Here is a 6,677-nt window from a genome sequence, read left to right as displayed (position 1 = left end):
CCCTGGCGATCTCTGAGATCGAATAATCCTCATTCTCGTAGAGAAACTTGATATACTGTTGCTGTGGCACTTTCAACATCCTCTCTCATCTCCCCCAGGTTATCGGCAAACCCAAGGGTAGAATTGGCAGAGTGGTGTTGCAAGTGCCTATTCACTTTCCGCCCGTAAAACGCAGATTAACTCTGCAATTTTACGCTGCGGTTTTCTGCACTTTTATTATGCGGCATACAACCAAGGTCTCAGGAAATGAATGAGGGGCAAGTGATCCAACTGAATCCAGCAACTGTCGATGACGAACTCAGCCCAGAATTAAATTTACTGAAGAAAAAACAGAAGGAGAAGCGCAATGGAAGCGATGAATAAGGTTCTCATTCCGAATGGCGGCGAAGGTGTCCAGGCTGAGTATAGGGAACAGACCGTATCGGATTATAGGTATAACCCCTACATTGAGGCGCTTCCAACCATATTGTCGCAGGAGGAAGTGATCGATCACTTGGCTTTTTACCCACCATTTGATCCGAGCGAAAGGCAGTTGGAGACGCATGTTCGTTTTCATCTGGTACAACGACTTTTTCAGTATTTCCAACCCCTTTCGATGCACCTTGATTTGGAGAGTCGCATTTCACGGCTCATTCGGCAGGGGTATGTATACCGAAACCCAATTCAACCTGGCTTTGTTGAACAAATGAACGGTGGGCAAGATTGGATGCGAAACCGTAACGTAGACTTGAGTAGGATCCAGGGATTTCGTACAACCCAGTCGGCGCTGACCCTTATCGGACCAAGCGGACTCGGAAAAAGCACGGCTATCAACAGAATCCTGGCGTTCTATCCCCAGGTCATCGTCCACTCCAATTACAGAGGAATGGAATTTAGCCAGTATCAGTTGGTGTGGCTAAAGTTGGACTGCCCATATGACGGATCGATCAAGGGATTAACGATAGATTTTTTTCGGAACGTGGATCTGTTGTTAGGAACGCGGTACTACAAGCAATATGGTTCTGCCCGCTACCCGATCAGTGCACTTCAACCTGCCATGGCTCAGATTTCGCGTACATATGGATTGGGGTTGCTTGTCATTGATGAAATACAACACCTTAGTACAGCGAAGAGCCAGGGTTCCGAGAAAATGCTAAATTACTTCGTCACGCTGGTGAATACCATCGGAATCCCTGTCGTCCTGGTCGGTACCAACAAAGCGATAGGGGTCTTACAGTCGCAGTTCAGACAGGCAAGACGAGGCAGTGGACAAGGCGATATGGTCTGGGAACGAATGAAGCGGGATGCCAGTTGGGATCTTTTGCTTGAGGGTATGTGGGACAATCAATGGGTTAGGCATCCCGTTCCCTTGACACCCGAATTGAGTGCTGAATTGTATGATCTTAGTCAGGGGATCACGGACATTGCTGTGAAGATTTTTGTCATGGCGCAGATCCGTGCCATGTCAACTGGCAAAGAGACACTGAGTGCGTCCTTGTTTCGGCAGGTGGCAAAGGAAAATCTACAGTTGGTTCAGCCGATGATCGACGCATTGCGCTCTGGAGACCTACGCAAAGTCGCTCAATACGAAGATATTCGACCCATCGATTTAGGTCAGTTTATGGAGAAGGAGTCCTCGTCGATTAGGATCAGTGAGAAAATCAGGGAGCTACAGGTTGCCAAGAAGAAGCAGACTGAACGACAAGCGCTCAGTATTGAAGAAGAGTCCATCGTAAAGTTGGTGGAGCTTGAAATTCCACCTGGGATCGCTAAAAGACTGGTGAAGAAGGTGATGGAGGGCAAGGGAACACTGACCGTGCCCGCTGTTGTGAAAACAGCCCTTGCTCTTCACGCCCAAGCTGTGACGGAGCAAACTGATGAGCGATCAACTTCGCAGGGACAGGCTGTTACCCAAGGAGACATCCGCATCCTCGTTGCTGACGGGAAGAAAAAAGGTCTGACCGCGTATCAAACACTGAAGGAAAACAGGATCATTAGACCCACTTCGAGTGATCCTTTATTTGTAGTGGGGTGAGGGGATGGTCGCGTTCTTTCCAACGCCATTTCCTGATGAACTTTTCTATAGTGTGTTGGCTCGGTTTCACGCGAAAAGTGGAAATATCAGCCCAAAAGCAACCATAATGGATCTATATGGAACCACAACGGTAACTGCTGTCATCGATCTGCCTGCTCATTTCGATACATTGATTGAGCATCTTCCAGTGCATCACCCCTACTCATCTGAAAGGCTAATCACGGCACACACCCTCTATCCGTTTCATAGTGCCTTTCTCCCGCCTAAACGCGCAAGCCTCGTTTTTGAGTCCATGAAGGGCGACCTTGGACACTCCGTTCACAATCGACTTGGTATTATGGCAAGCTCAATCAGTACAGATAAGACGCTCAAATACTGCCCTAAATGTTTTGAAGAGGATAGGACACGTTGGGGCGAGCCGTATTGGCATCGAGTTCATCAAGTACCTGGGGTCTATATATGCCCGATTCACAGGAGTCCGTTGTGTCGAAGTCGTTCGTTGCCCATGAATAGGCACGAGTTTATTTCAGCCGCCCAAGAAGATAATCTTCAGGCAATGTGGGAGAACAGCGTGAACAGCAATGACGTTTACAGACAAAATGAAATGTCAGCTTGGCACAATGCAGTTTCAAAGATAACCGTTTTGTTGGAGGATGGTGAGTTATCCACAAAATATCTTGCGATTGCGGATAATGTGGATAAGTTACTGCAGTTGACCTATCCAAATCGTCCGATGGAATGGTTTGCGAACCACTACGTCGAACGCTTAAAGGAGATTGGGCTTGCCAACGTACATGGTCATGTGAGACAAGTGGAGTTTCGGCGTGCGTTTTTAAACTATTATGGGGAACCGTTTTTGGAGGTCATGCAATCCTCTGTTTCGGAGCGGGAAGACAATTGGTTGCAGGCAATCGTAAGAAAGCACCGTAAGACATTTCATCCACTACGACACCTGCTCTTAGCGCAGTTTCTCGATATGAGCTTAGATGACCTGTTTACCAGAGAGCCAGTGAACCAACCCTTTGGAGCATCCCCATGGCTATGCTTAAATCCAGCAGCCGACCACTATCTCCAACCCGTTGTTAAAGAGTTATCGATTGGATACGACAACAAGAAGAAGAGTCCAATTGGAACCTTCACCTGTTCCTGTGGGTTTGTATACACCAGGAAGGGACCAGACACTAACGAGGATGATAAGTACAGGATCGGGAGGATTAAAACATTGGGCGCGGTTTGGGAGCAGAAACTCTGTGAACTCTTACAAGAGAACTTGAGCTTGCGGGAGATCGCCCGAAGACTGCACGTCGATGTCAACACGGTGAAGAAGTACGCAGATGTAGTCCAGCAATCCCTCATTCAGGCATCGTCTCCGATTTCCGATGACCTTCGGGAGCGTCAGCGACAAGCTTGGATTGAATTGGTGAAACAGAACGGGCACAAGTCACGAACGGAACTTAGGCGGATGAACAAAGCACTGTATACATGGCTGTATCGGAACGACAAGAGTTGGTTGATGGAACACTCACCACGACCGAAGAAGGTGATTGCAACGAAATCGCGGGTTGACTGGAGACGGCGGGATGAGGAGATTCTTTCTTTGGTGCAGACTGAGGTGACGAGGATTCTTACATCTGACGGTAAGCCAGAGCGGATTTCTATCAGCAGAATCGGGAAGCGAATCGGTTGCTTGTCCTTGCTGGAAAAGCATTTGAGTAAAATGCCGCAGACCAAATCCTATTTGGAATCGGTAAGGGAAACCGTTGAGGATTTTCAGATTCGGCGAATCAAGTGGGCAATGCAGGAGATTGAATTCGAGGGTCAGGACCTGCAATGGTGGCGGATTGTTAGGAAGGCGGGGATTCGGGGAGAAGTGGTATATCGGTTAAGGGAGCGTTTTGACAACGACACCCCCCCACCAACAGTGGGGGTATGAATATGTTGCGAATTGAGTATCTGGATATCTACAGCGCCATGTTAACGAAAGTCATTGCTCCGAAAGTAACGAGTAGGGATTCTTGTCGGGGTTAAAGTAGTCGTGTACGTCGAGACCTTCATATGACTCCGCGCTGTATTTGTCGCCTAAAATAGATAAACACTCTTTGGCGTAATTCACAATACCGATTCTGCTTTGCAAAGCAATTCTTTTCTTGATGGTATCACTCAAATTATTGAGTATGTCAGGATGGTCGGACAGTATATCGCAAATTCCGCTCGACAGTACATCGAATTGGACATTGGTGGAATCATAGAAACGAAGCTCACCCCACGATGGCCCCAGTTCACTTCTGATCTTTTTGTAATCATCTTGTTGCTCAATTGTATCGACTAATTTTGCGAGGCGGCTGAGTTCCTCTTTGATGAGAGTTTCCTTAATAGTTCCGTCCGACATGTACTTGTCTACGAAGTTTGCCAAAGTGACGGTAATGACATGTTCTACAAAATCAATCACATTTCTCGCTGGACTTGGACCCATCCAAGCTACCTCTTCCTCTGGTGCAAAGTAAATCTGAGATTGTGTTTTCGATATGATGGCACTTCGAACCTGAGGTGCCAGGTACACAAGACGTATCGCCAATCTACCAATAAGACCTTCCGCCAGCCACATATACCTTAAGTCTTTACGGCTCCAGAAATGAAAGAGACACATTTCAACCCAGTTCTCAATTATGGACTGAATCGTCTGTCCTTGGTGGGTGAATGTTGGGTCAAGAAGTTGCAACCTGATGAGGAACTCCAACGCATTATAATAATAAGGAATTCTGACTGGGCGTGTCTGTTCGATCAGTAAATTCGTCATGAAAAGATGCTGGATAGACTGAGGAGAACTTATTAGCCGTCTTGCCAGGACATCTGATGAAGCCCTCATGAAGCCCCTTGAATTGGAAGCCATAAATACAGAAGAAACAATTAAATCCAATGGAGCAGTGTTCAACATGGAATCGACAACCTCAGTCCTGGTTGCCTCTTGAACCTTTGCGTTACTTCTGAAATTCTCAAGCACCATTGGTCGTATTTTATTCATAGACATCTTAATGGCTTGCACGAATTCGTCCAGTCGGTCGAGATGTACCTCGGCGCTCAATGTCATCTCAGCACTCTTTAATAGTCTCTGTTTCAAGCCGCATAACAACTGGGTAGCTCCAATTATCGCATCGAGCTTCATAAACTCAGAAGGTAAGTCGCTGTGCTTGAATGCCAATAGTGGTGTTAGCCCTTCGTTTACGGCTTCCCTATCATATAAGTGTATGTACCACCCGTTCGTGACGACGAAGTAAGGGGTATCGACTGACGGATGAAGTGAATAGAAGTGGGCTTGTGCGATATCTTCTTCTGACAATGGAGGAATCTTGTTATCGATTCGATGTCCCCCTGGCTTCGCCTCGATAATCCAGAATTTCTGTTTACGAACAGAGCAAATATAATCAAGCTTAATTCTGTCGCGTCCTAATTGAATAAACAGTGGGTTGAGCTTGTACGACTCTTCTCGGGAAACAGAATAATCCATGTTCTTTCGGTATCCCAGCAGAATGAGCAGAGGGACGATGAACTCCTCACGAACATCCGACTCAGACCATCCATCAAAATTCAGCTTCGAGAGTCGTTCAAGCTCCTTCTTTTCGTTCTCAGTTAAAGGGGGACGATACTTTCTCACTTTAGAAACCTCCCTTACGAGCCAATACTCCAGGGTGATCGATTCGACATCCTTGAGTGCCACACCTTCTGTAAGGGGCGTGGGGTGTCTGATGGGGCACTGTGTATTATTCGTTTTTGTCAGTCTCGTTCTCAGGTAGTTTTGTTGAATATTGACTTAACGCTCTCAACAAGACGTCCAGCGGGTCATCCTTTTTTGTGAAGTGATCAACAAGAACGGTAACCAGTAAGGCAATGAGAACCGTTCCCGTGATATATGAAGCAATCATCTCTACAGAAATAAGTATTTGAGTGTGATAATCAAGAGGGTCAAGGCTCCCAAATCCAGTGAAAGTGCTAATCGTGTAGTACAGGGCACTAACGCCAGATAAGGTTCCTTGAGAGAATCCCTTCGGATATATTTCAGAAAATCCCCGATTTAGGTTGGCGAATGATACGACCACAGCAGACATTGACGTAACGAAGTAGAGTGTAGAAAGGAAAACACGTTTGTTGAAGAATTTAATGACTTGATACGCAGTGATGCATAAGATATAGAAAGTTACACCCGTTATGATAAGCATATTGGACATTTGATAGTGAGTTTTCGAGAATAGATAAACGACACCGAGTCCCACTACGGCAGCGTATTGACAAATCCAAATCAATACCGTTCGAACAGTATTCTCGATGTGCTTCACGCTACTAATTACCATCGCGCAAATCCCTGGTACAACTATGACCAAGAGCGTGAGTAGGTAATGTGAATTCATTTACACCCTCCTTGACACTTTGGAAACATTATACAACATGGCTCAATGAATAGAGGATGTAGTATTAGTAACCGTATCAATGTGATCGATAATCACGGGTGAGAGTCCAACCCCAACAATGTTGGTTTTTGTTTTATGTAGCTCATGGAGCGACCGTCCAATAAGAACGTGTTCTTTTCAAACTGCTTACATGTGGACGAGCGGATTGAATCGCGGTCTAAGATAGCTATCCTTTCCCTCATCCCATCGACCCTGTTCTA

4 protein-coding genes are annotated in these 6,677 nt (G+C 46.2%); 2 read left to right on the top strand and 2 right to left on the bottom strand.

Annotated elements, in window-relative coordinates:
- Positions 1-346 precede the first annotated feature (346 nt).
- Positions 347-2,014: an ATP-binding protein gene (locus ASH01S_RS16900; RefSeq protein ID WP_217996355.1), complete on the top strand. Its 1,668-nt coding sequence runs from the start codon at positions 347-349 to the stop codon at positions 2,012-2,014.
- A 4-nt stretch (positions 2,015-2,018) separates the two neighbouring features.
- Positions 2,019-3,947 (top strand): TnsD family Tn7-like transposition protein, encoded by a 1,929-nt coding sequence (locus ASH01S_RS16895; RefSeq protein WP_083517306.1) that lies wholly within the window; start codon positions 2,019-2,021, stop codon positions 3,945-3,947.
- A 51-nt stretch (positions 3,948-3,998) separates the two neighbouring features.
- Here the strand turns inward: ASH01S_RS16895 and ASH01S_RS16890 are convergent, their stop codons facing one another.
- Positions 3,999-5,666, bottom strand: a complete 1,668-nt coding sequence (locus ASH01S_RS16890) for a hypothetical protein (RefSeq protein ID WP_067929613.1) — start codon at positions 5,664-5,666, stop codon at positions 3,999-4,001.
- 106 nt (positions 5,667-5,772) lie between these two features.
- A complete protein-coding gene (locus tag ASH01S_RS16885; RefSeq protein WP_067929612.1) occupies positions 5,773-6,417 on the bottom strand; it encodes a hypothetical protein in 645 nt (214 codons plus the stop codon).
- Between the last annotated feature and the right edge of the window lie 260 nt (positions 6,418-6,677).

Source organism: Alicyclobacillus shizuokensis NBRC 103103 (assembly GCF_001552255.1).
Classification (GTDB): Bacteria; Bacillota; Bacilli; order Alicyclobacillales; family Alicyclobacillaceae; genus Alicyclobacillus_G; species Alicyclobacillus_G shizuokensis.
Note: the sequence above shows the minus strand (reverse complement) of the source record. Positions and strands in the feature narration are given on the sequence as shown.

What these genes read in the sequence shown, in the direction of transcription:
- ASH01S_RS16900 (WP_217996355.1), top strand. Translation starts at nt 347, where the DNA reads ATGGAAGCGATGAATAAGGTTCTCATTCCGAATGGCGGCGAAGGTGTC.
- ASH01S_RS16885 (WP_067929612.1), bottom strand. Translation starts at nt 6,417, where the DNA reads ATGAATTCACATTACCTACTCACGCTCTTGGTCATAGTTGTACCAGGG.
- ASH01S_RS16895 (WP_083517306.1), top strand. Translation starts at nt 2,019, where the DNA reads ATGGTCGCGTTCTTTCCAACGCCATTTCCTGATGAACTTTTCTATAGT.